The organism is Streptomyces sp. NBC_00104, assembly GCF_045160825.1.
Taxonomy (GTDB): Bacteria; Actinomycetota; Actinomycetes; order Streptomycetales; family Streptomycetaceae; genus Streptomyces.
In genome coordinates this window covers 1,720,472-1,743,642 of record NZ_CP108215.1, presented here as the reverse complement: position 1 = coordinate 1,743,642, position 23,171 = coordinate 1,720,472, and the positions used below count along the sequence as shown (strand labels likewise).

Below are 23,171 nucleotides of genomic sequence, written 5' to 3'. Positions count from 1 at the left end.
CCGGACCCGTTCGGGAGGGCCCCGATGAGGCTGCACCGGCTCGACATCACGGCCTTCGGCCCCTTCGGCGGCGCCCAGTCCGTCGACTTCGACGATCTCTCGGCGGCCGGGCTCTTCCTGCTGCACGGCCCGACCGGCGCCGGCAAGACCTCGGTCCTGGACGCCGTCTGCTACGCGCTGTACGGCTCGGTGCCGGGCGCCCGGCAGAGCGGCCAGGGCATGACCCTGCGCAGTGACCACGCGGCACCCTCGACGCGCACCGAGGTCCGCCTCGAACTCACCGTCGCCGGACGCCGCTTGGAGATCACCCGGCAGCCGCCCTGGGAGCGGCCCAAGAAGGGGAACCGCCCCGGGACCACGGTCGACAAGGCGCAGAGCCGGCTGCGCGAGTACGACGCGGTCGCGGCGTCCTGGAAGGACCTCAGCCGCTCCCACCAGGAGATCGGCGAGGAGATCACCCAGGTCCTGGGGATGAGCCGGGAGCAGTTCTGCCAGGTCGTGCTGTTGCCCCAGGGCGACTTCGCGCGCTTTCTGCGCGCCGACGCCGAGGCCCGGGGCAGGCTGCTGGGCCGTCTCTTCGACACCCATCACTTCGCCGCCGTGGAGAAGCGGCTCGCCGACCGGCGCCGGGCGACCGAGGCCCGGGTGCGCGAGGGCGACGCGGCACTGCTCGCCGACGCCCACCGCATGCAGCAGGCGGCGGGAGACGCCCCGGAGCTGCCCGAGCTGGCGCCCGGCGACCCCGGGCTGGCCGAGGCCGTGCTGGGCTGGGCCGCCATCGCCCGGAGCACCGCGCGTGAACGGCTCACCGTCGCCCACTGCGCGCGGGCGGCGGCCGAGTCGGCGCGGGCCGCCGCCGATCGCGTACTGGACGACGTACGCGAAGTGGCGCGGCTGCAACGGCGGTTCGCGGAGGCGCGGGAGCGCGCCGCGCGGCTGGAGGAGCGGGCCCACGCCCACCGGGAGGACCGGGCGCGGATGGAGCGGGCCCGCAAGGCGGAGGCCGTGGTGCCCGCGCTGGAGCTGCGGGACGAGGCCGAGCGCGAGCACCGGTGGGCGAGCGCTGACGAGGAGGACGCGCGTGCCCGGCTGTCGGGGACATACGCCGACGAAGGCGCCGCCGGGCTCGCCGCCGCCGCCCGCAGGGCGTCGGAGGAGCTGGGCGGTCTGGAGTCGGCCCGCCGCGCGGAGCGGCGACTGGCCGTCCTCCTCACTGAGCAGGCGGAGTTGGACGGCGAGGAGCGGGCCGACGAGGACGTCCTCCAGGACGCCGAGGGCTGGCTGACCGAGTGGGAGTCGACCCGGGCGGAGCTGCGGACCCGTATCGAGTCCGCCCAGGAGGCCGCCACCCGTGCCGAACAGCTCGCCGTGCAGCGGGAACCCGCCGAGAAACGGCTCGCGGCCGCACGACTGCGGGACCAGCTCGGGCGCGACACCGACGACGCCCAGGCGCGGGTGCTCAGGCTGGCCGAGCGGTCGGTCGAGGCGCGCGCCCACTGGCTGGACCTCAAGGAACAGCGGCTGTCGGGCATCGCGGCGGAGCTCGCCGCCGGACTCGTCGAGGGGCAGCCGTGCGCCGTCTGCGGTGGCACCGAACACCCCGAGCCGGCTCAGAAGGTCTCCGGGCACGTGGACCGCGAGACGGAGGAGCGGGCGCTCGCCGCGTTCCAGCGCGCCGACGAGGAGCGGGCCGAGGCCGAGCGGCGACTGGGTGTCGTACGGCAGGCCCACGCCGCCGCGAGCGCCGAGGCCGGTGACGAGCCGACGGGTCGACTCGCCTCGCTGGTCGAAGAGTTGGAGGAGCGATACGCGCGGGCGCGGGTGGACGCCTCCGGACTGCATCCCGCACAGGAAGCCCTGCTGCACGCCGAACGTGAGCGGGACCGGCGGATCGCCGCCCAGCAGGAGGCGGCCGTGCGGGCCGCGTCCCGCGACACCCGGCGGGACGCGCTGGAGCGGGAACGGGCTTCCTTGGAAGGGGAGTTGACGCAGGCCCGGGGTGACGCCGAGAGCGTGGCCGTGCGGGCCGCGCAGTTGGAGCGGAGGGCCGCGCTGCTCGGCGGGGCCGCCGAGGCCGCCCGGGTGGCCGACGACACCGCGCAGCGCCTCAAGGACGCCGACGCGCGTCTCGCCGACGCTGCCTTCCGTGCCGGGTTCGACACCCCGCAGGCCGCAGCCGCCGCCGTCCTCGACGACGCCGCCCACCGTGACCTCCAACACCGCCTCGACGCCCGGCAGTCGGAGGAGGCGGCCGTCCGGGCCGTGCTCGCCGAGGCCGAGACGGCCGCCGCCGCCCAGCGGCCGCCCGCCGACCTCGCGACCGCCGAGCAGGACGCGGTGGCCGCCGCCCGGCGACTCCAGGACACCGTCTCCGCGTGGGACGCCGCCGAGCGGCGCCGCGCCGAACTCGACCGGCTGTCCGCGCGGGCCACCGCCTCCGTACGCCGGCTGGCACCGCTGCGGGAGGAGTACGACCGCGTCGCCCGGATGGCGGGGCTCACGGCCGGCACCTCCGCCGACAACGAGCGCAAGATGCGCCTGGAGGCGTACGTCCTCGCCGCCCGCCTGGAACAGGTCGCCGCAGCCGCGACCGTACGGCTCCAGCGCATGTCCTCGGGCCGCTACACCCTCGTCCACTCCGACGACCGGGCCGGGCGCGGTCGCAGCGGGCTCGGGCTGCACGTCGTGGACGCCTGGACCGGGCGGGAGCGGGACACGGCCACGCTCTCCGGCGGCGAGACGTTCTTCGCCTCCCTCGCGCTCGCCCTCGGCCTGGCCGACGTCGTCACCGACGAGGCGGGCGGCGTACGGCTCGACACCCTCTTCATCGACGAGGGGTTCGGCAGCCTCGACGAACAGACCCTCGACGAGGTCCTCGACGTCCTCGACGCGCTCCGCGAACGCGACCGCAGCGTCGGCATCGTCAGCCATGTCGCCGATCTGCGGCGGCGCGTCCACGCGCAGCTGGAGGTCGTGAAGGAGCGGACCGGGTCGGTCGTTCGGCAGCGAGGCCGGTGACCGGCACTGACCCAGGGGCCGTCACTGGCCACGGGCCGTCAGTGCCCCAGGGGCCGCCGGGGGAGAGGTGAGGAGTAGACGACGCTCGTCGTCACCGACCCCAGTGTGCCGATCTTGCCCGACACCTCCTCCAGATGGCGCATCGAACGGGTGGCGACCTTGATCACGAAGCAGTCGTCGCCCGTGACGTGATGTGCCTCCAGGATCTCGGGCGTGACGGCCACCAGGTCGTGGAACGGCTTGTAGTTCCCGTTGGGGTAGCGGAGGCGGACGAACGCCAGGATGGGCAGCCCCAGCCGCTCCGGGTCCACGACGGCCGTGTACCCCCGGATCACGCCCGCCTCCTCCAGCCGCCGGACCCGCTCGGTCACGGCGCTCGCCGACATCGACACGGCACGGGCCAGCTCGGCGAAGCTGGCCCGGCCCTCGCGCTGGAGAACCTCCAGAACGCGCCAGTCGGTGGCGTCGGGCTCGTACGGGGGATTCGTGGTCATGTCCGATGGATAGCAGGGGAATCCCCGGCCGATCAAGACCTGGACCGTGGAACGCGCCTTCAGACGGCGGCTCTTCGTTCGTAGATTTCTGGTCAGGGAAACAAGGACCTCCGCGAGGGAAAGGCCAGCTCATGAGCGTCACCACCACGTCCGCCGTCAACTCCGTCCTGCGCGTCGCACCCGCCGCTCCGACCGAGGCCGCCGCGTACTTCCGGGCCGGCCTCGCCTTCCACACCGACGTGTCCGACGTGGCCGCCGCCCTCGCCGCCGACGGCGACCCCGGCTTCGTCGTCCTCGACTCCCGCTCCACCGAGTCCTGGGATCAGGGCCACATCCCGCGCGCGGTCCACCTGCCCACGGCGCTCATCCCCGAGCAGGCCGAGCGGCTGCTCGACAAGTCCGTGCCGGTCGTCACCTACTGCTGGAGCCCCGCCTGCAACGGCGCGGCCCGCGCCGCTCTCGCCCTCGCCGAACTCGGCTTCCAGGTCAAGGAGATGCTCGGCGGCTTCGAGTACTGGGCGCGCGAGGGCCTCACCTACGAGACCTGGGAGGGCGAGGCGACGGGCGGTGCCGACCCGCTGACCACGCCGGTGGGTGCCGACGACTGCGGTTGCTGACAAACTGTCAACAAGCCCTCGGGGGTGGCGAGTTAGGTACCGCGGACGCCGTGTAGCTTCTGGGCATGGCTGGATACGTGGATGCTGCGGTGGTTCCCGATGTGGTGCGGTGGGTGGAGTCGAGCGGCGGACCGCTCATAGCGATACCGGAAGCGGTGCTGGCGTTCTGGGCGGGCGCCGACGGCGACGAGACGTCGTCCGACTACGACCGGGCCTGTGACATCGACGGACACGTCGGCCTGCTGCCGGTCGGCGACACCCGCGCCCTGGTCCTCGGCCACGAACCCGCCTCCACCACGTACCTGCCCGAGCACGGCACCTTCGTCCGCTGGTACGCGGCCGACTCCGAGGCCGAACTCCTCGCGGACGTCCCGGCGGCCCTCGACACGGCCGCCTGGGAGCCGGAGGTGCGGTGGCGGGTGCCGGGTCCGGTCGTCCTGTTCGACGCCGTCTGGCCCGGGAACGCCTTCCGGGAGACGGACCACGTACGGGTGGAGCTGGACCCCGGCCACTACGGGGTTCGCGCCGCCCAGGTCGCGACGGGCCCGGAGACCTGGCTCGGCCTCGTGCGGGTGAGACCTCTCACGGACTGAACCGGCGCGACGCCGGGCCCTGCCGCGGACGGCGGTGGGCCCGGCCGGCCCCTCACAGCCGGGACAGCTCGTCCACCAGGTCGTCCAGGCCCAGGGAGCCCTGGGACAGCGCGGCCATGTGCCAGGCCTTGGCGTCGAAGGCGTCGCCGTGGCGCCGCTTCGCGTTCTCCCGGCCCAGCAGCCAGGCGCGTTCGCCGAGCTTGTAGCCGATGGCCTGGCCCGGCATCGTCAGATAGCGCGTCAGCTCGCTCTCCACGAAGTCCGCCGGGCGGCTGCTGTGGGCGCCGAAGAACTCCTGGGCCAGCTCGACGGTCCAGCGCTCGCCCGGGTGGAAGGGGGAGTCCGCCGGGATCTCCAGCTCCAGGTGCATGCCGATGTCGACGATGACCCGGGCCGCCCGCATCATCTGCGCGTCCAGGTAGCCGAGCCGCTCCTCCGCGTCCTTGAGGAAGCCCAGCTCGTCCATGAGCCGCTCCGCGTACAGGGCCCAGCCCTCGGCGTTGGCGCTCACCCCGCCGATCGTGGCCTGGTAACGGGACAGGTCGTCCTTGACGTACACCCACTGCGCGAGCTGGAGGTGGTGGCCGGGGACGCCCTCGTGGTACCAGGTGGACACCAGGTCGTACACCGGGAAGCGGGTCGCGCCCATCGTCGGCAGCCAGGTGCGGCCCGGGCGGGAGAAGTCCTCGGTCGGGGCCGAGTAGTACGGGGCCGCCGCGCCGCCGGGCGGGGCGATGCACGACTCGACCTTGCGGACCGGCTCGGCGAGGTCGAAGTGCGTGCCGTCCAGCGCCTCGATCGCCTCGTCCATCAGGGACTGCAGCCAGTCGCGGACCTCGTCGACACCCTCGATGTGCCGGCCGTGCTCGTCCAGGTGCGCGAGTGCCACCCACGGCGTCTCGGCGCCGGGCAGGATCTTCGCCGCCTCCTGCTTCATCTCGCCGAGCAGCCGGTGGAACTCGGCCCAGCCGTACGCGTACGCCTCGTCGAGGTCCAGGTCCGAGCCGGTGAAGTAGCGGACCAGCTTGCCGTAGCGCTCCCGGCCGACCGTGTCCGGCGCACCCTCGACGGCCGGGGCGTACACGTCCCGCATCCAGTCGCGCAGCTCCACCACGGCCCGGGTGGCCGCGCGGGCGGCCTCGTCCAGTTCACCGCGCAGCGACTCGGGGCCCGCCGACGCGAAGTCCTCGAACCAGCCGCGCCCCGAACCGTCCGTGTCCGCCCACTCGGTGAGCTGGCCGATGAACGTCGCGGTCGGGCGGGGGCCCGCGTACAGCTTGCGCTCCAGGCCGAGCGCGAGGGACGCGCGGTACCCGGCGTACGCCGTCGGCACCGCGCGCAGTCGCTCCGCGATCGCCGCCCAGTCCTCCTCGGTCTCGGACGGGGTGATGGTGAAGACCTCGCGCACCTCGTGCGGCGGCGTGACCATGTTGCCGACCGCACGCAGCCCCTCGTCGGCCTCGTGCACGGCCAGTTCCGCCGTCAGGCGCTCGCGCAGCAGGCGCGCGCACCGGCGCTCGGCGTCACTGTTCGCGCCCGGCTGCCGTTCGGCCTCGTCGAGCCGCGCGAGCGTCGCCCGGATCAGCTCCGCCCGGGCCTCCTGACCCGCCGGCGAGGTGTCCGGCAACCTGCTGGAACTCTCCTTCACACCCAGGTACGTGCCGGTCACGGGGTCGAGGGCGATGAGGTCGTCGACGTAGGCGTCGGCGACCTCGCGGGGCAGGGGGCTCTTGGTGTCAGACATGCCGACAATCTTGGTACGGCGGCGGGGGTGGCGTCAGCTGCTTAACGGGCGCTTGAACCTTACGTCGGCCGGATTCCGCTCAGGGCGTGATCCGCGTCCGGAGGGCCGGAGAGGTCGCAGGCTGGGGCCGGAGGTCTCACGGCGCATGGCGTTCGATGTCCGGCGGCAGCAGCGGCCCGCAGTCCCACTGCTGGAAGATCAACCGGGTCTCCACCCGCGCCACCTCGCGCCGTGACGTGAACCCGTCGAGCACCAGCCGCTGCAGATCCGCCATGTCCGCGACCGCGACATGCACGAGATAGTCGTCCGGCCCGGTGAGGTGGTAGACGGTCCGTGACTCGGGCAACGCCCGGATCCGCTCCACGAACGGCCCCACCAGCTCCCGTCGATGCGGCCTGACCTGCACCGACAGCAGCGCCTCCAGCCCACGCCCCAGCTTGGCCGGATCCAGCCGCAGCTGATGCCCGAGGATCACGCCCGCGCGCCGCAGCCGCGTCACCCGGTCCAGACACGTCGACGGCGCGACCCCGACCTGCGCCGCGAGATCCCGGTACGTCGTCCGGGCGTCGTTCTGCAACAGCCGCAGCAGATGGAGGTCCACCGGATCGAGTACGACGGATTCGGTCATTGTTCGAACGTAACACGGCGTTCGATCACCCCAGCCCGGCCGTTGTTCACTCTGACGCCCATGAACTCAGCGAGCACGCACGCGTACGACCACGCACGCACCACGCCGAGAGCACTGGCCACCGAGGCCGTGCACGCCGGCCGCGACGACCTCGCGCGTCAGGGCCTGCACGTCCCGCCGATCGACCTGTCGACCACCTACCCCTCGTACGACAGCCGCGGCGAGGCCGCCCGTATCGACGCCTTCGCCGGCGACGGCGCCGAGCCGGAGGGCCCGCCGGTCTACGGACGGCTCGGCAACCCGACCGTCTCCCGCTTCGAGACCGCCCTTGCCCGCCTCGAAGGCGCCGAGAGCGCCGTCGCCTTCGCCAGCGGTATGGCCGCACTGACCGCCGTGCTCCTGGTCCGCGCCTCGATGGGCCTGCGCCACGTCGTCGCCGTACGACCCCTGTACGGCTGCAGCGACCATCTCCTCACCGCGGGGCTGCTCGGCACCGAGGTCACCTGGGTCGACCCGGCCGGCGTCGCGGACGCGCTGCGCCCCGACACGGGCCTGGTCCTGGTCGAGTCCCCGGCCAACCCGACCCTCGCCGAACTCGACCTGCGGGCCCTCGCCCACGCCTGCGGCTCGGTCCCGCTCCTCGCGGACAACACCTTCGCCACACCCGTCCTGCAACGCCCGGTCGAGCAGGGTGCCCGGCTGGTCCTGCACAGCGCCACCAAGTACCTCGGCGGTCATGGTGACGTGATGGCCGGCGTCGTGGCCTGCGACGAGGAGTTCGCCGGGCGGCTGCGCCAGGTCCGCTTCGCCACCGGCGGTGTCCTCCACCCGCTCGCCGGCTACCTCCTGCTGCGCGGGCTGTCGACGCTCCCGGTCCGCGTCCGCGCGGCCTCCGCGACCGCCGCGGAACTCGTCCGCCGCCTCGCCGCCGACCCGCGCGTCGCCCGCGTCCACTACCCGCGCATCGGCGGCGCCATGATCGCCTTCGAGGTCCACGGCGATCCCCACGACGTCATCGCCTCCGTCCGCCTGATCACCCCCGCCGTCAGCCTCGGCAGCGTCGACACCCTCATCCAGCACCCGGCCTCCATCAGCCACCGCATCGTGGAGGAGACGGACCGTCGGGGCGCCGGGGTGAGCGACCGGCTGCTGCGGATGTCGGTGGGGCTGGAGGACGTGGAGGATCTGTGGGCTGATCTGGACGGCGCGTTGGGGATGGGGATGGAGATGGGGGCTGAGGGGGCGATGGGGGAGCGGACCGCTGACGAGAGGGCCGTGCTGTCCACGAGGCGGGCCTGAGTACTCGGGCTGATCCAGGTCACCGGGGTTTCCTGCCGGTCACCAGGGCTGATCCGAGTTGCTCGGGCGTGCGGGGCCGTGTAACCACCGCCCCGCAGCCGCGCCCTTCAGGGGCGCGGGGAACCGCGCGACCAGCCCCCACGCACCCGCACCCGACAACGGCTCACAAGCCCCCCGGTGCTACTCGGTCATTCCGACCGGTCGTTCGCGACGTCGCGCCGCACGCGACGCGACCGTGCCCTCATCCAGCCGCGCGGTGATCACCAGCGTCCCCTCCTCGATCTGATAGTCGAGCGGCAGTTCGAGCCCCCGCATCGCCGCGACCATCCCCGTGTTGGACGACTGCGTCACCACGTACACGTTCTCGCAGCCCGTCTCGGCCGCCATGTCCACCAGTCGGCGAAGCAGCTCACCGCCGATCCCACGCCGCTGCCACTCGTCCTCGACGAGCAGCGCGATCTCCGTCTCGTCGCCGTCCCACAGCAGATGACCGAGGCCGACGAGGCGCCCCGAGGCCGTCTGCGCGGCGAGCGTCCGCCCGAAGCGCGGGCTCAGCAGATGCCTGAGATAGCGGTCCGCGTCGCCGACGGGCCCGTGGTACCGCATGCTCAGCGTGCGCGCGGAGCACCGCTCGTGCATCGCCTTCGCCGCCCGCAGGTCCCCGGCGTCGGCGCGCCGCACCATGAGGTCGTTGCCCTCCGGCAGCGTCAGCACGTCCTGGCTGCGCGGGATCCGCGGCCCCAGCCGCGCGTCCAGCTCCACCAGCGCCCGCGCCCGCGCGAACTCCGTCGGGGTGAACGGCAGATACGGCCGCTCCACCGTGATCACCCCACCCTCCGGCGCCCGCAGCCGCATCACCGTCTCCTCCAGCACCCCTTCGACCGGGGCGCTCTCCTGTGCCCGGCCCGAGCCGGGAGCGGTGGCGGGCAGCGAGCGGATGGTGCAACGGCCCAGCAACTGCCGCAGCGCGAGCGGGAGTTCCGCCGCGTCCAGCGCCGTACGCGTGGCCAGGCCGAGGATCCGGGTCGGTGCGTCCACCAGGTCGTGGGCGTCACCGCGCTCGATCCAGGTGCCGGTGCCACCCGCCTCCGACACGGCCCGGCCGATCTCGGCGGCCGACAGTTCCTCGGGCGCCCGGAGCAGGAAGTCGTCGACCGTGCCCTCGGCCAGCGGGTGGGTCTGCAGGCTGAGGATGTCGACGCTGTGCACCGCCAGTGCCGTGCACAGCGCGGCCAGCGAACCGGGTTCGTCCTTCACCGTCGTCCGCATCCGCCACATCAGGGTCGCACCGGTGACCACCGCGCCGACCGCCTCGGACGGCCCGGCCTGCTGCCCCTCGGCGAGCGGCGGCCGGGCGTCGGTATCGCCCGTCGGCGGCGCGTGACCGTGGCGCCGTTCCCACCAGCTACGGAAGCCGGCCGTGGCCGACAGCAGCCGGTGGTGTACCGGGCGGGCGTTCTTCGCCCGCGTCACATCAGACATGTCTGGAGTCATGGGGCCACTGTGAACGAACGGTGTTGCGTGATCACGAACGCTTTGTGACTGACCGGTAAAAGCATCGTTCCGCACCCTTTGTTGCTTTTTGTATGACTGATGCTGTCGGAACCGATGCCAACGGTGACCGTAGAGGTCAGACGGGCGCCTCCGCCAGCGCCGCGCGCAGCCGCCGGGCCTGGGTCACCAGCCGGGACGAGCCCCGCCGCTGAGCCGCCGTGGCGAGATGGGGCAGCTCCCCGTGTGCCCCGGACCGCTCCACGCATTCGGCGGCGACGGCCAGGAGATCTCCGAGGCCACGCGCCGGCGTCTTCGCCGCCCCCTCGCCCGCGAGTTCGGCCAGCAGCGGCGGCAGGGTGTTCCGCAGCACCGACCAGCCGGTGCCGTACGCCCCGGTCGCCGCGACCGTCCGTATCGCCTCGGCGAGCCGCGACGGCTTCACGCTTCCCAGCGCCGCGAGCTTTCCCAGGTCGGCGCCCAGCCGCTCCGCGTCCAACTGCCCACGAGCCGCCAGCACCAGCAAGGCGTCCACAGCGGCGAGCCGGTCCTCCGGGCGCCGCGCGCCCAGCCCGTAGGCGACGCAGAGATGCACGGCCGGACCCGCTTCGCCCTCCGCCTCGGCGAGTACCGGCAGGAACGAGAACCCGGCCTGTGTGCCGTCGTCGATGACACTCATCGAGAGATCGCGCAGGACGCGCCCCGCCACGAGCTCCGGCCGGTTCGGCACCATGGCCAGCCAGTGCCGCCAGTTCGTGTCGCCCCAGTGGTGGCAGTACGAGCGCTCCGCGTACACGGACAGCGGGCGGCCCAGCCGACGGAACTCCGGTGGGAACGACTCGCCCTGCAACTCGGGCAGTTCACCGAACTCCACCAGGATTCGGGGCCCGGCCGTACGGCTGCGCTCCAACGGCTGGGACGGCACCTCGGTCAGCAGCCACTCGGCCAGCCGGTCCCCTGCCCTCGTGCCCAGCTCCCGAGCCGCCACCGCGGCGGACGCGAGCGCGGCCGGGTCGTCGCGGCGCACGCGGAGCAGCGCCTGCGCGAAGTCCACCTCGCCCGGGCGGGCCCCCGACCGCCGGTAGGCGTCCAGCCGCTCCACCAGGTCCGCCGGTTCCAGCGAACCCGTGCTCCAGCTGGGCGTCGACAGCAGGAACGGCAGCGGGTCGGTACGGATCCGGTACGAGATCTCCCGCAGCCGGGCGTCGAACGCCCAGAGCAGGCCGTCGTGCACACAGCCGGAGGACTCGGCGGCCCCGTACCGCACCGAACGCAGCGTCTCGGTGTCCACCCGTTCGAAGAGGGTGGCGATGACGAGCGCCAGGCCGTGCGGCCTGGTGCGGAAGTGCTGGTCGAGGGCGGCCGGGCTCATCCCGTCCCACCAGCCGCGGGCGGTCGTCGTCCCGAGGGCCTCCACCAGCGCCTCCCGGTCGCGGTGCGCATGCCGTACGAGCCCGTCCAGTGTCCGCTCGAACACGGCGCCCTCGTCGCGCGCGGCCAGCAGGGCGCCGACCTCCTCGGTGAGCTCGGCCAACGTCTCCGGCGCCGGCGCGAGGCGCGTCGGCAGGGGCACCGGCGGCAGCAGTTCCTCGTGGACCTCGGGGGCGGGTGCGGCGGCCGCGACACCGAGGAGCTGCCGGGCCCGGGCGCGCAGGCCGGGGCTCAACCGGGCGGCAGCGTCGGCGATCTCGTCCCGGACGCTGATCGTGGCGCCGCCGTCTGGGCCGGAGTCGGTGTCGCAGTCGGTGTCGGAATCGAGGTCGAGGTCGGTGTCGGAATCGAGGTCGCCGAGGTGCCGCTCCACCAGCTTCAGCGCCCGCTCCTGCACATCCGTGTCCTCGTGCCCGAAGGCCAGGGCCACCACGGGCAGCAGCGCGGCCACGGTGGACGGCTCCCGCTTGAGCACCTTGCCCAGCAACATGAGCTGGGCCCGGACGAGCTTCTTCTCGGTGCGGAAGAGCACCGCGCCGGACATCTCGGCGAGCCGGCGCGACCCCAGCTCGTCGTCCAGCGCGAAGCCCGCGAGGACGGACTGGGCGTGCGCAGCCACCGTCGAGGGGGCCTCGGAGCACAGGGCGGTCCAGTCCGGGATCCGCTCGCGCTGTTCGTCGCGGGTGAGGTCGAGCGCGGTCAACAGGCCCAGGAAGACCTTGTTGTCCGCCGCGGAGCCGCCGCCGCGCAGCAGCCGCGCCACACACCCGTCGACCATGACCTTGCGGTCCAGGAAGCCTACCCGGGTCAGCTGGGTCAGGGCGTACGTCCAGTCGTTCAGGCCGTCGCCGTACCGCCAGTCGCTGCGGGCGCCGATCTCCTCGATCTCGAACAGCGCGGCGACGAGTTCCCTGAGATGCGGATCCTTGCGCAGGTTCCCGATGACCGTGCCCGCCTCCCGGCGCGTCCGGCCGATGTGGTCCATCCAGCCCCGCACATAGGCCTCGGACGTGGGCACCGGGCAGCCCGCGAGCCGGACCAGGCCGGCCATCAGCTCGTACGGGACGTCGGCGGAGAGCGGGCGCTCCGCCAGCCGGTGCACGACGTCGGCGAGCCAGTCGGGATCGCGGTCACCGAGCACGTCGATCAGGACCGACGGCGGTGCCTGCCGCCAGCGCAGCTCGGACCCGGTGAGCCAGGTCGCCACGGCGGCGGCCCCCGTCTGGCAGGCGGCGCCCGCCGCGTGCAGCGCCGGATACGCCCGCTGGGCCCGAAAATCCCAGGGCTCCGCCCGCAACTCCTTGCGCAGTTGTCGCAACTCCGGCATGCACGCGCGACGTTCGCCGTCCGTCATGCCGTCCACCTGAGCGACGAGGTCGCTCAGGTTCCCCGACCGCACCGCGCTGATCAGCGCCTGCGAACTCATCGCGCGCCCCCCTCGATCCGTGCCCCGTCGACCTGTCCGGCGTCGGCCCGTGTGCCATCAGGCTTGGTCTCGGCCCGCGCCCCGCCCCGCTGCCCGCCCGGCCCGGGGCCGGTCGGTGTCCCGACCCGTTCGGCGCCGGTCTCGGCCCTGCCCGGTTCCGCCGTCGCGCCGCGGCGGACCATGCGCACGGCCAGCGCGTGTTTGCAGGGACCGCGGCCGCCCCGGTACTTCGCCCACCAGAGGCAGGAGCAGCTGAGGGTGCCCGCGCTGTCCCGTACCCGGTGGACATGGCCGTCCTCGGCGGTGACCGTGCCGAGGCCGTTCTCCAGGGAGACGGCTCCCGCGGCCACGAGGGCGCGGGCCGAGCGCAGGCGGGGATTGTGGCGCTCGACGCGGTCGGCGTCGTAGGGGAGTTCGCGGTGAAAGTACGCGGCCTCCGCCGTGTCGTAGCCGACGCGTCCCGAGGTGCCCAGCCGGGTCAGCGCCGCCCGCACCCGCTCGGCCGGCAGGCCGGAGGAGGCGGCCAGGTCCCCGACGTCGACGCGCGGCTCCCAGGCCAGCAGGACCGCGATCAGCTCCGCGTCCTCGGCGGCCTCGTCCGTGGCGAGGGCGTCCAGGACACCGCCCTCGCCGGAGAAGCCCCGTGCGGCCTCCGGGGACAGCGTGAGGGTGAGCCGCATGCCCGGCAACACGACTTCCCAGGCACTGGCGAGAGCGGCCTGACCAGTGGCGGGCGGACCGTAGACGCGCAGGGCCGTGGCATGGCGCAGGACCCGCTGCAGGGCGACCAGCCGCTCCGGGCCCGGCAGACACACCGCGCCCGGGACGGGCCGGGTGGTCGGCCGCAGGGCGCGTCCGGCGGGCACGACCCACTGGGCGCCCCGCGAGGCCCCGCGCGAGCCACCACGCGGCAGTGACCGCAGGAAGCGCACCGCCTCGGCGGCCGGCAGCTCGGCCCGCAGATCGAACCCGGCCGCGATCACCTGGGCCTCGGCGAAACCACGCAGCCAGCGGTCCGGTAGCGGCACCTTCTTCTCCACCACCGGACCGGCGGCCGTGGTCACCGCCAACTCCTCGGGGCCGACCCGTAGATGGAGCGGATCGTCCCCGCCGATCCGGGACAGCGCCTCCCGCAGCGGGTTGTTGACGTCCACATTGGTCGTGCCATGACCCACCTCGCCGCCGTCGAGGCCCGGCTTCAGCACGTCCAGGCGGGCGTAGACCCCGCCGCAGCCCGAGAACGACTCGAACCGCAGCCGGTCCCCGTTGCCCGTCACCACCGGGTCCAGCGACGCCCGCAGCTGCTGCTGGTGGTACCGCGCCGCCGCCACGTCGGCCACCGCCAGCAGCCCCGCCGCGGCCACCTGAGGGGAGGTCAGGAAGCCCGTGAAGAACCGCGGATGGTCCTCGAACCCCGTCGGGGTCGCACCCCGTGAGGTCTCCAGCCCCAGCCGGTGTCCGCCCGCCACGGACTCCAGCACGGAGGGTCGCGTGTAGGCCACGGCCTGCAAAGATCGCGTCATGGGAAAACCGTAGAAGCGACCACTGACAATCGGCCCTGACCTGCGAGAACGAGCCTGCGGGAACGAGCCGGTGAGATGATCCGGCCGGCCGGTGAGCCGGCCGGTGAGCCGGCCGGTGAGCCGGCCGGTGAGCCGGCCGGTGAGGCGGCAGATGGGGCGGCGGGCGTCGGCCGGCGATCGGTCTACGACACGGGGGTCACTGCCCGACGCGACCCGGCTGGAGCACCTTCGTGTAGAGCACGGTCCCGTCCTGCTCCCGCAGCCGTACCGTCAACTCCCCGCTGTGACCGTCGATGTCGACCTCGCCGAAGAACTGGTAGCCGCCCGCGGGGGACACGTTCGCCGTGGTCGGCGCTTTCATGAACACCCGTTCGGGACCGAAGGTGTTGTCCAGCGCGTTCGCCGGGAAGGCGCCGGCGTTGAGCGGGCCGGAGACGAACTCCCAGAACGGCTCGAAGTCGGTGAAGGCGGCCCGCGACGGCTGGTAGTGCTGCGCCGAGGTGTAGTGCACATCGGCCGTCAGCCACACCGTGCCGGTGATCTTCCGGTGCTTGATGAACCGCAGCAGCTCGGCGATCTGCAGCTCCCGCCCGAGCGGCGCGCCCGGGTCGCCCTGTGCCACGGCCTCGACGTTCGGCTTGCCGTCCCCGGTGTCCGGTACGACCAGGCCGAGAGGCATGTCGGAGGCGATCACCTTCCACACCGCCCGCGACCGCGACAGCTCCCGCTTGAGCCACTCCAGCTGCTCGGCGCCGAGAATGCCCACCGCGTCGGTGGTCTGCGTGCCTGGCGAGTTGGCGTTGCGGTAGGTCCGCATGTCCAGCACGAACACGTCCAGCAGGGGGCCGTGGCGCAGCACGCGGTGCACCCGGCCCTCCCGGGCGCCCGGCCGCAGCGTGGAGATCGGGAAGTACTCGCCGAGGGCCCGCCGCGCCCGTGCCGCCAGCACGTCCACGCTCTTCTCGGTGTACCGGGTGTCGGTGAGGATCTCGCCCGGGTACCAGTTGTTGGTGACCTCGTGGTCGTCCCACTGCACGATCGCCGGGACCTGGGCGTTGAACCGCTTCAGGTTCTCGTCCAGCAGGTTGTAGCGGAAGTTGCCCCGGAACTCGGCCAGCGTCTCCGCGACCTTGGACTTCTCCTCGGTGGTGACGTTCCGCCAGGTGCCGCCGCCGGGGAGCGCCGCCGTCGCCGCGATCGGGCCGTCGGCGTAGATCGTGTCGCCGCTGAACAGGAAGAAGTCCGGGTCCAGCGCGCCCATCGCGTCGAAGATGCGGTAGCCGCCGCGGTCGGGGTTGATCCCCCAGCCCTGCCCGGCCAGGTCGCCCGACCACACGAACCGCGCCCCGGAGCGCCGTTTCAGCGATGTCGTACGGAACGTGCCGGTGACCGGCTCGCCGGTGCGGCGCGGGTCGTCCGGGTCGGCGAGCAGCACCCGGTAGTGGATCTGCTCGCCCGATGGCAGACCGCGCAGCCGCGTCGTACCGGTGAAGTCCGTGCCGGCGCCGAGCAGCGGGCCGTGCCATCTGCGCGGGTCGCGGAACGACTCGGTGGCGGACGTCTCGACGATCATCCGCGCCGGACGGTCCGACCGTACCCACACCAGCCCGGAGTGCGCGGTCACGTCCCCGGCCTGCACACCCCAGCCGGCCTTCGGCCGTCCCGACAGGGCCAGCGCCGGCACCGAGCCGAGCGCGACGGAACCCGGCAGCGCCAGCGCCGCCGACGTGGCGAGCGAGCCGCGCAGCACGCTGCGGCGACCGGGCAGGGAACTCGGCGGACGGTGTGACATGAATGCGCCTCCAGCGACGGATCCGGCCAATGTGCACAGCCACAACTACGGGTACGCCGCAGCGCACACGGAAACGACAAGTGAACAACTGGCCGGGGGAGGAAGGAAGCACCGACGCCGTCTGAGAGCTCGGGGGGCGGTGTGTTGGCGGGTGCGGGTGCAGTGTGGTTGCTCGCGCAGTTCCCCGCGCCCCTGAAGGCATGGGGCGCGCCCGGAGTCTTTCAGGGGCGCGGGGAACTGCGCGACCCGCTCCCCCCACCCGCAGCCGAAGAACTCACCTGAGCGGGGTCGAAGGGGCGGCAGCCCCTGGGACAGGACGGGTAGGGGCGGCGGGGGCGAGGAAAACCCACAGGTCACCCGGCCGCCGATGCCAGCACCCCCACCCCCTCCCGAATCCGCGCGGGAGACAGATGCGCGTACCCCAGAACCAACCGCACCCCCTCGTCAGGCACCCGCCCGTACTGCGCCAGCCCCCGCACCGCGACCCCCGCGGCCGCCGCCCGCTCCAGGAAACGGTCGAGCGGCCCGTAGCGATCGGGCAGCGCGGCGATGACGTGCAGCCCTGCCGCGATCCCGGACACCTCCGCCCCGGGAAAGTGCTCGTCGAGCGCGGAGACCAGCGCGTCACGCCGCTCCCGATAGGCCCGCTGACACCGCCGCAGCTGCCGGTCGTAGTCCCCCCGCTCCACGAACCGGGCGAAGAGCGCCTGGTCGAGGGTGGGATGGCCGAGATCCATGGTCCGCTTGCGCTCGACGACCTCCTCCGCCAGCGACGCCGGTACGAGGAGCCAGCCGAGCCGCAGCCCGGGCGCGAGGGACTTGCTGACGGACCCGGCGTACGCCACCCGCTCGGGGTCGAGCCCCTGCAACGCGCCCACCGGCGCGCGGTCGTAGCGGAAGTCCCCGTCGTAGTCGTCCTCGACGATCAGTCCGTCCACCGCCCGCGCCCAGTCCAGCAGTTCGGCCCGTCGCCGCGCGGAGTACGCGATCCCCGACGGGAACTGATGCGCCGGCGTCGTCACCACCGCCCGCACCCCGGACTCCCGCAGCGGCCCGACGGCCAGCCCTTCCTCGTCCAGCGGCAGCGGCACGGTGTCGAGCCCGGCGGCGGAGTACAGCGTCCCGTGCTCGGGGCTGCCCGGGTCCTCGACGCCGGCCGTGCGTATCCCGCGCGCGTGGAGCACGAATCCGAGCAGGGTCGTCGCCTGCGCCACCCCGGAGACCACGACGATCCGCTCGGGGTCGGCGACCACGCCCCGGCGCCGGACGAGCAACTCCGCGAGGGCCGTACGCAGCCGGGGCAGGCCGCGCGGGTCGGGGTAGCCCAGTGCCTGATGGGGCAGCTCCGCGAGCACTCCGCGCTGGGCCGCCGCCCACGCGGCACGCGGGAACAGCGACAGGTCCGGCGTCCCGGGCACGAAGTCGGCGCGGGCCCCGGGGGAGCGCGGAGCGCGGTCACGCGCGCGTGGAAGGGCGGCCCGCACGGCGGCGCCCACCCAGGTCCCGGCACCCCGGCCGCTGCGCAGATACCCCTCCGCGACCAACTGCTCGTACGCCTCCGTCACCAGCCCGCGCGACACCCCGAGATCGGCGGCCAGCTCCCGGCTCGCCGGCAGCCGCGTCCCCCGCGAGAGCCGCCCCGACCGGATCGCCTCCCGCAGCGCCGCCTGCAGGGTCCGCCCACGCGCGCGTGCGGGCGCGTCGGCGACCGGCAGCAGCAACTCCCAGGCGGCGGTCCATGCGACGGGCCTGGAGGGATCCCTCGTCTCCGCATTGGTCCCCGATGACGTCATGAAAGTGGACCTTAATCCGGACCGCCCGCGTCCCTAGCGTCACGGCCATGAAAGCCATGACCGCGCGGACCACCGCCACGAGCTCCACGGCGACGCCCGCCGCAGGCACCCGCGGAACCCTCCTCGCCGCCCTCGCCTGCGTCCTCGTCGGCGGCTCCTTCACCGCCAACAGCGTCCTGGGCGAGTACCCGTACGCCGGCGGCCAGTTCCTCCGCTACGGCCTCGCCTGCCTCCTGCTGCTCCCGCTCCTCGGCCCGGGCGGCACGGCCCCCCTGCGTCGCCTGACCGCACGGCAGTGGGCGCGGCTCGGCCTGCTCGCGGCGGTCGGCATGCTCGGCTTCAACATTGCCGTGATCGCCGCCGAACGCACGGCGGAACCGGCGGTACCGGGGGTCTTCGTGGGCTGCGCCCCGGTGGTCGTCGCCGTCCTCGTCCCCCTGATGGAGGGCCGGCGTCCACAACGGCTGGTTCTCTACGGGGCGTTGCTGGTCGCGGCAGGCGCGTCCACCGTCCAGGGATGGGGTCGTACGGACGGCGTGGGCATCGCCTTCTCGGTGTGCGCGCTGGTGGGCGAGGTCGGCTTCGCGGTGCTGGCCGTGCCGGTGCTGCGACCGCTCGGACCGAGGCTCCTGTCGGCGACCGTCTGCGCGGTCGCCGCGATCGAGTCGGCCGCCGTCGGCCTGGTCGTCGACGGCGGCGCATGGCTGCGCCGCCCGGACACCACGGAGACCGCCGCGCTGCTGTGGCAGGCGGCGGTCGTCACGGTCATCGGGTTCGTGTGCTGGTACATGGGCATGCAGCGCATCGGCGCCGAGCGTGCCACCCTCTTCTCCGGCCTCATCCCGGTGGCCGCCGCCTGCACGGCACCCCTCGTCGGCACGGGCTCCTACGGCGCCGCGCAGGCCGTCGGCAGCGCGCTGGTGGGCGCCGGAGTCGCCCTGGGATCGGGGGCGTCGGCACGCCGCCGGTCAGCGGCCGCCGTCGAGTCAGCGGCCGCCGTCGAGTCAGCGGCTGCCGTCGAGGATGACGCGGGCGACCAGGGCGGGGTCGTCGTTCATGGGGCAGTGGCCGCAGCCGGGCAGCCGTACCAGCCGGGCGCCGGGGATGACCCGCTTGGCGCGGAGGCCCTGACGGCGCACGAGCAGCCAGTCCCGCGTGCCCCAGGCCACGGTGACCGGAAGCCCCGGGATGTCGTCGGTGAACAGGACGCTGCCGCCTGCCCGGAGGGTGTCGTCGAACCCGGTCGCCCCGGCCAGCGCGAGGGTCTCGGCGACCACCGCCTCGGGTGAACGGCGGCTCGGGCGGGCGTAGATGGTGCTCGTCAGGGCGGTGCGGCCGGCTGCCGAACGCGACAGCCGCTCGACCAGGGGCAGCGGCAGCCGCCGCGAGATGTGCCGCATGGTGAGCAGGACGCCGAACGCGTAACGCCGCTCGGCCTCGTTCCAGAAACCGGCCGGGGACAGGGCCGTGACGGACCGTACGAGCTTCTCGCGGCCCAGCTCCAGGGCGAGCAGACCACCCAGGGAGTTGCCCGCCACATGCGGGCGGTCGAGCTCCAGCGCCTCGCAGAAGGCGCCGAACACGGCGGTCGTCGTGGGCAGGTCGTAGGAGAGGCCGTCCGGCAGCGCGGGGGACTCGCCGAAGCCGGGCAGGTCCACGGTGATGACCTCGCGTTCGGCCGCCAGGATGTGCGTCACCGGGTCCCAGGCCTGCCGGTGGTGGCCGATGCCGTGCAGCAGGAGCAGCGGCTCGCCGGTGCCCTCGCGCGTGTAGGAGACCGTCACGGGCCGCGGGCCGAGCGGGGAGGGGACCTGGAAGGAGACCGTGGCGGCGGACATGGAGCAGCTCCTCGTCTGTGAGGCGGGCGCGCAGGTGTACGGCGTTCGTAGACAGCTTGTCAGCAACTGCTACCGGCCGGTAGTCCTCGGGAGTAACAAGCCCGCGCGCGTCGTCGGAATCGCCTGGACAGGGCCGCGTCCCTCGCGATGGGATGGAACGGTGACCACCGACATCGCGACCGACGTCTTCGAAGAACACCGCCCCGTCCTCATGGGAGTCGCCTACCGCATGCTCGGCCGGGTCGCCGACGCCGAGGACGTGGTCCAGGAGGCCTGGCTGCGCTGGTCCGGCGCCGACCGGTCCGACGTGCGCGAACCGCGTGGCTACCTGGTCCGCGTCACCACCCGGCTCGCGATCGACCGGCTGCGCCAGGTGCAGTCCCGCAACGAGGCCTACCCCGGTCCGTGGCTGCCCGAGCCGTACGCCACCGACTACGCGGCGACCGTCCCGGACACCGCCGAGCGGGCCGTCCTCGCCGACACCGTCTCGCTCGCCGTCCTCGTCGTCATGGAGTCCCTCTCGCCCCTGGAACGCGCGGTGTTCGTGCTCCGGGAGGCCTTCGGCTACCCGCACGCCGAGATCGCGGCGATGATCGACCGCACGGAGTCCGCCGTGCGCCAGCTCGCCGGGCGGGCCCGCCGGCACGTCGACGAGCGGCGCCCGCGCTACGAGGTCGACCCGGCCGAACGCCGCGAGCTGACCGAGCGGTTCCTCGCCGCCGCGGCCGACGGCGACCTGGACGGCCTGATGTCGCTGCTGGCCCCCGACGTCCGTCTCGTGGGCGACGCCGGCGGCTTGAGCAAGGCCCCCGTGCGTGTCCTCGAAACCGCCGACAAGGTGGGACGGTTCGTGCACGGTGTCTCCCGCAAGGGCCTCGTCGACGCGTCGTTCCGCTTCATGGAGATCAACGGCGGATTCGCGGTGGTCCTCCTGTCGGGCGCCAAGGTCGACAGCGTGTTCCAACTCGATGTCGCCGACGGCCGTATCCAGTGCGTCTACATCGTGCGCAACCCGGAGAAGCTGCTCTCCCTGACGCTGGATCAGTAGGCCGTACGTCCTTGGTACTCGGCCTCGTGCGCCTCGCGGCCGTGAAGCCTCGATGAACGCTGTCGTGCGTACGACTCGTCGGGTGGCCGGGCGTTCGATGATTGGTCTTGACCAAGGGTGGGGGCAGGCCTATGGTCGCAGGAAAGTGCAACAACCTTTAATAAACAAGGGCGCTAAAAACGCCGCCGGGCCACGGCGAAGCAGCGGAGGACAGGGTGGGGACCCAGCAGCTGGAATCGGTGCCGGAACCGAAGTACTGGCATCTGAAGACCGTGCTCAGTGAGGCATTGGACTCCGAGTTCTCGGTGGGCGAGATCCTGCCCAACGAACGTGACCTGGCGGCCCGCTTCGGCGTCGCCCGGGCCACCCTCCGCCAAGCGCTGGAGCAGCTCGAACTGGAGGGCCGCCTGCAGCGCCGCCGCGGCGTCGGCACCACCGTGGCACCCCCGCGCGTGGGGGTCGCGGTCGGCACCGAGCAGCACGCGTGGCCGGGCACCGTCGGCGACACCTGGCAGGCCGTGGACTGCACGGCCGCGGCGCCGCCCGCCGCGGTCGCCGACATGCTGGAGAGCGTCCACGGCGAGCAGGTGCACGTCGTGCGCCGCTCCCGCATGTCGCACGGCCAGCCCGTCGCCGCCGAGCTGCTCTACATCCCGGCCGGCTCGGTGCCCGCCCTGTCCGCCATAGACACGCCCTCCGGCGCCGCACGCGCGCGTGCCGTGCTGCGCGAGCTGCAGCGCCTGGAGCTGGAGGGGCAGGACCGCTCGGTGGAGCTGGGCTCCGCCCGCGCGGACGACGCCAAGGAACTCGACCGGCTGCCCGGCGCGCCCGTCCTCGTCGTCACCACCCGCTTCTTCGCCGAGGGGCGCACGGCGGCCGTCTCCATGGCCACCTACCGCGCTGACACGTGCCGCCTGACCTTCGGCGACTCGGGCGGCGTCGAGATCCACCACGGCCCGGAGCGCCGCGCGTCCTGACGACGCGGGCAGTCCCTACGAGCCGCACCCGCCGCACCCGCCGCGCCCCGGACTTCCGGGGCGCGGCGTTGTGCGTACCGGGGCCGCGGGGCCGAGGCGGTCCTGGGCTCGGCAGCGTTTCCGGCACCGGCATCGGGACGGACGCCGGCACCACGACGGCACCGGCATCGGGACGGACACCGGCACCAGCATGGGGACGGCATCGGCGTCGGCATCGGGACGGCACCGGCGCGGGCTCAGCGCCGTGCCGTCACCGTGCCCTCGACCGCGAACAGCTGTTCCTCGACGTGGTCCAGGGCCAGCCGGAGCGCGCCCATGGCGACGGCCGCCTCTCCCAGTCGGGAGAGGGCGACGCGGGGCGGGCGCAGGCAGTAGCGGGCCAGCTCCTGGCGGAGAGGATCGAGGACGTCGTCGATGCCGGTCGCCCAGCCGCCGACGACGACGAGCTCGGGGTCGAGGGCGAGGACGAGGGCCGTCACGTCGTGGACGAGGCGCTGTATGAAACGGTCGACGGCCTCGCGGGCCCGCTCGTCGCCCTCGCGCGCGTGTTTGAAGACCTCGGCGACCGCCTGCTCGTCGAGCGGATGCAGGGGCTCGCCCGTGGTCGACAGCAGCGCCTCCGGGGTGGCCTCGCGGCCCAGCAGGTGCAGCGCGCCGATCTCCCCGGCCGCGCCGCCGTAGCCCCGGTGCAGCCGCCCCCCGATGAGTGAACCGGCGCCCGGACTCAGCCCCGCGAGTACGAACACCATGTCGTCGGACTCGACGGCCGCGCCCTTCCAGTGCTCGGCGACGGCGGCGGCGTTGGCGTCGTTCTCGACCAGGACGGAGCACTTGAAGGAGCGGCTCAACCGCTCACCCAGGTTCAGGCCCGTCCACTCCGGCAGGGCCGAGCAGAGGCGGACGGCGCCGTCGGCCTCGATGATCCCGGGGCTGCCCACACCCACCGCCCGCAGCGAGCCGCGCGAGACGCCGGACCTGCGGAGCAGCTCGGCGACGGTCGAGCGCAGCCGCTCCAGCCGGTCGTCCGCCGACGCGGACTCGGAGACGTCCTTGGACAGCGAGCCCAGCACCCGCCCGTCGAGGTCCGCGAGCAGCGCGGTCACCTGGTGCGAGCCCACGTCCAGGCCCAGCAGATGGCCCGCCTCGGCCCGGAACCGGTAGTGCCGTGCCGGGCGCCCCTGCCGCCGGGCGGCACCCTCCTCGGCGGCCTGCTCGACCACCAGCCCGGCCTCGACCAGGCCTTCGACGACGCCCTCGACCGTGGGCCGGGACAGCCCGGTGACGGTGGTGATCTCGGTGAGCGTCGCGTGGTCCGTGGCGCGCAGCGCGTGCAGCACCACGGCCGAGTTGATTCTTCGGAGCAGAGAAGGATCCCCGCCGGTCAGTCGCCCCAACGTCCGTCCTCCCAGCTCGCGCCCGTGTCTGCCGGATCGTACTCGCCGCGACGCACCCCGGCGAG

16 protein-coding genes and 1 pseudogene are annotated in these 23,171 nt (G+C 73.5%); 7 read left to right on the top strand and 10 right to left on the bottom strand.

Annotated elements, in window-relative coordinates; translation table 11 throughout:
- The first annotated feature begins 24 nt into the window (after positions 1–24).
- Positions 25–3,018 (top strand): AAA family ATPase, encoded by a 2,994-nt coding sequence (locus OG272_RS07485; RefSeq protein WP_405892935.1) that lies wholly within the window; start codon positions 25–27, stop codon positions 3,016–3,018.
- Positions 3,019–3,056: 38 nt separating this feature from the next.
- Here the strand turns inward: OG272_RS07485 and OG272_RS07480 are convergent, their stop codons facing one another.
- Positions 3,057–3,512: an Lrp/AsnC family transcriptional regulator gene (locus OG272_RS07480; RefSeq protein WP_327730715.1), complete on the bottom strand. Its 456-nt coding sequence runs from the start codon at positions 3,510–3,512 to the stop codon at positions 3,057–3,059.
- Positions 3,513–3,643: 131 nt separating this feature from the next.
- Here OG272_RS07480 and OG272_RS07475 point away from each other — a divergent pair, with 131 nt between their 5' ends.
- A complete protein-coding gene (locus OG272_RS07475) occupies positions 3,644–4,129 on the top strand; it encodes a rhodanese-like domain-containing protein (protein WP_327730716.1) in 486 nt (161 codons plus the stop codon).
- 65 nt (positions 4,130–4,194) lie between these two features.
- The gene (locus OG272_RS07470; protein ID WP_327730717.1) at positions 4,195–4,722 is read left to right on the top strand and encodes an immunity 21 family protein; all 528 of its coding nucleotides are present in this window, start codon (positions 4,195–4,197) and stop codon (positions 4,720–4,722) included.
- A 52-nt stretch (positions 4,723–4,774) separates the two neighbouring features.
- On the opposite strand, the gene OG272_RS07465 is transcribed toward OG272_RS07470, so the two are convergent.
- On the bottom strand, positions 4,775–6,466 hold the full coding sequence (locus OG272_RS07465) for a DUF885 domain-containing protein (RefSeq protein ID WP_327730718.1): 1,692 nt from the start codon (positions 6,464–6,466) through the stop codon (positions 4,775–4,777).
- 136 nt (positions 6,467–6,602) lie between these two features.
- Positions 6,603–7,094 carry an Lrp/AsnC family transcriptional regulator gene (locus OG272_RS07460; protein ID WP_326584292.1) on the bottom strand — a complete coding sequence of 164 codons (492 nt, stop codon included), beginning with the start codon at positions 7,092–7,094 and terminating at the stop codon, positions 6,603–6,605.
- Between the two features lie 60 nt (positions 7,095–7,154).
- On the opposite strand from OG272_RS07460, the gene OG272_RS07455 reads away from it, so the two are divergent.
- Positions 7,155–8,393: a PLP-dependent transferase gene (locus OG272_RS07455; protein ID WP_327730719.1), complete on the top strand. Its 1,239-nt coding sequence runs from the start codon at positions 7,155–7,157 to the stop codon at positions 8,391–8,393.
- Positions 8,394–8,573: 180 nt separating this feature from the next.
- On the opposite strand, the gene OG272_RS07450 is transcribed toward OG272_RS07455, so the two are convergent.
- The 5 genes from OG272_RS07450 to OG272_RS07430 form a co-directional block, all read right to left on the bottom strand.
- The gene (locus tag OG272_RS07450) at positions 8,574–9,875 is read right to left on the bottom strand and encodes a GNAT family N-acetyltransferase (protein ID WP_327730720.1); all 1,302 of its coding nucleotides are present in this window, start codon (positions 9,873–9,875) and stop codon (positions 8,574–8,576) included.
- Between the two features lie 148 nt (positions 9,876–10,023).
- Entirely contained in the window at positions 10,024–12,741 is a 2,718-nt protein-coding gene (locus OG272_RS07445) for a DUF6493 family protein (protein WP_405892931.1), read from the bottom strand.
- Entirely contained in the window at positions 12,738–14,264 is a 1,527-nt protein-coding gene (locus OG272_RS07440; RefSeq protein WP_327730722.1) for an SWIM zinc finger family protein, read from the bottom strand. Before OG272_RS07440 ends, OG272_RS07445 begins: the two co-directional genes overlap by 4 nt.
- A gap of 196 nt (positions 14,265–14,460) precedes the next feature.
- The gene (locus tag OG272_RS07435) at positions 14,461–16,056 is read right to left on the bottom strand and encodes an alkaline phosphatase D family protein (RefSeq protein WP_326584297.1); all 1,596 of its coding nucleotides are present in this window, start codon (positions 16,054–16,056) and stop codon (positions 14,461–14,463) included.
- A 353-nt stretch (positions 16,057–16,409) separates the two neighbouring features.
- Positions 16,410–17,849: a PLP-dependent aminotransferase family protein gene (locus OG272_RS07430; protein WP_327730723.1), complete on the bottom strand. Its 1,440-nt coding sequence runs from the start codon at positions 17,847–17,849 to the stop codon at positions 16,410–16,412.
- 47 nt (positions 17,850–17,896) lie between these two features.
- Between OG272_RS07430 and OG272_RS07425 the strand changes: the two are divergent.
- Positions 17,897–18,730, top strand: a pseudogene (locus tag OG272_RS07425) (DMT family transporter); the annotation flags it as partial.
- Between the two features lie 123 nt (positions 18,731–18,853).
- Here OG272_RS07425 and OG272_RS07420 read toward each other — a convergent pair.
- Positions 18,854–19,687 (bottom strand): alpha/beta fold hydrolase, encoded by an 834-nt coding sequence (locus OG272_RS07420; protein WP_327730724.1) that lies wholly within the window; start codon positions 19,685–19,687, stop codon positions 18,854–18,856.
- A 160-nt stretch (positions 19,688–19,847) separates the two neighbouring features.
- On the opposite strand from OG272_RS07420, the gene OG272_RS07415 reads away from it, so the two are divergent.
- Positions 19,848–20,735: an RNA polymerase sigma-70 factor gene (locus OG272_RS07415; protein ID WP_326584300.1), complete on the top strand. Its 888-nt coding sequence runs from the start codon at positions 19,848–19,850 to the stop codon at positions 20,733–20,735.
- 215 nt (positions 20,736–20,950) lie between these two features.
- Positions 20,951–21,712 (top strand): GntR family transcriptional regulator, encoded by a 762-nt coding sequence (locus tag OG272_RS07410; RefSeq protein ID WP_327730726.1) that lies wholly within the window; start codon positions 20,951–20,953, stop codon positions 21,710–21,712.
- Between the two features lie 236 nt (positions 21,713–21,948).
- Here OG272_RS07410 and OG272_RS07405 read toward each other — a convergent pair whose 3' ends face one another.
- Positions 21,949–23,106, bottom strand: a complete 1,158-nt coding sequence (locus OG272_RS07405; protein WP_405892927.1) for an ROK family protein — start codon at positions 23,104–23,106, stop codon at positions 21,949–21,951.
- Positions 23,107–23,171 lie beyond the last annotated feature (65 nt).